The sequence below is a fragment of the Methanoregula sp. genome (assembly GCF_002835825.1).
GTDB lineage: Archaea > Halobacteriota > Methanomicrobia > Methanomicrobiales > Methanospirillaceae > Methanoregula.
In genome coordinates, this window is the sequence record NZ_PIZH01000658.1 from 1 (window position 1) to 1165 (window position 1165).

Below are 1165 nucleotides of genomic sequence, written 5' to 3' on the forward strand. Positions count from 1 at the left end.
GTATAAGGGGAAGAGTCTAAATGAACCCGGAGTTCGGCAGGATGCTAGGGTACGTAAGGGAGGGGGTTGAGGGGAAGAAGAAGGGGACCGAGTTTGTCGTGCCCGAAGATGTCCGGACCATGCAGGGGGTCTGGCAGCGGGCGGATCTCGATTACAGCCCGGTGCGCCACGAGCTCCGGTTCATCCGGTGGGACGGCGAGGTGAGGAACGGGTACCTGACCATCAACGGCATCCCCGGCAGCCGCCGTGTTGTTATTGCCCTCCTCGATATCACCGAGAATGTCCGGGCAGAGAAAGCCGTGCAGGAAGCGAACCGGAAACTGAACGTCCTCAACAGCATCACCCGCCACGATATCCTGAACCAGCTCACGGTGCTGAAAGGCAATCTCGAACTGGAGAGGGAACAAGTGACCGGTCCCCGTGATGCGGCAGTGCTCGAGAAGGAGCTTGCGGCAGCAGAGGCAATCCAGTCGCTCATCACCTTCACACGGGACTACCAGGATATCGGCAGCGAGCCTCCGGTCTGGCAGGCCCTCCGCGACACTCTTGTCCGGTCCTGCCAGGGCCTGCGCCTCGAGCCGGTCACGCTGGATGTGGAGACAGAGGGCGTCGAGGTCTTTGCCGATCATCAGCTTGCAAGGGTCTTTGCAATCCTGATCCGGAATGCCATCGTTCACGGGGAGAAGACCACCAGGATCCGTATCTACTGCCAGGAGTCGTTCGAGGAGCTGCACATCATCTGCGAGGACGACGGCATCGGCATCCCGCCCGAAGCCAAGGACCGGATCTTCACCCGTGACTTCTCCCTCAAAAGCGGCCTTGACCTCTACCTTGCAAAGGAGATCCTCTCCATTACCGGGATCGGGATCCGGGAGACCGGACGGTACGGTGAGGGTGCCGAGTTCGAGATCCGGGTGCCAAAAGGCGGGTACCGCTTTACTCAAAAAGAGAGCCCCGGGAAAAGACCGTGAGCGCGGGGCGCTCCTTCCTCTTCCCCGCCACACCTTCCGGTACAAAACCTCCTGCCGTCCTGCAACGGACGGGAAAGAGATGGGCGTCACAGTCGGGTTCCGCCAGGCCGTTGCGGGGGACGGCATCGTTGCCGGTGCCGAACCGCACCGTGCAGAAGCGTCTCGTTCCCTCGGCCCCGCACCGCAGGAAGGGG

At 61.7% G+C, this 1165-nt stretch carries 1 protein-coding gene; it reads left to right on the forward strand.

From position 1 onward, the window contains the following. The first annotated feature begins 20 nt into the window (after positions 1 to 20). Positions 21 to 971, forward strand: a complete 951-nt coding sequence (locus CW742_RS14210) for a PAS domain-containing sensor histidine kinase (protein WP_292421502.1) — start codon at positions 21 to 23, stop codon at positions 969 to 971. The last annotated feature ends 194 nt before the right edge of the window (positions 972 to 1165 follow it).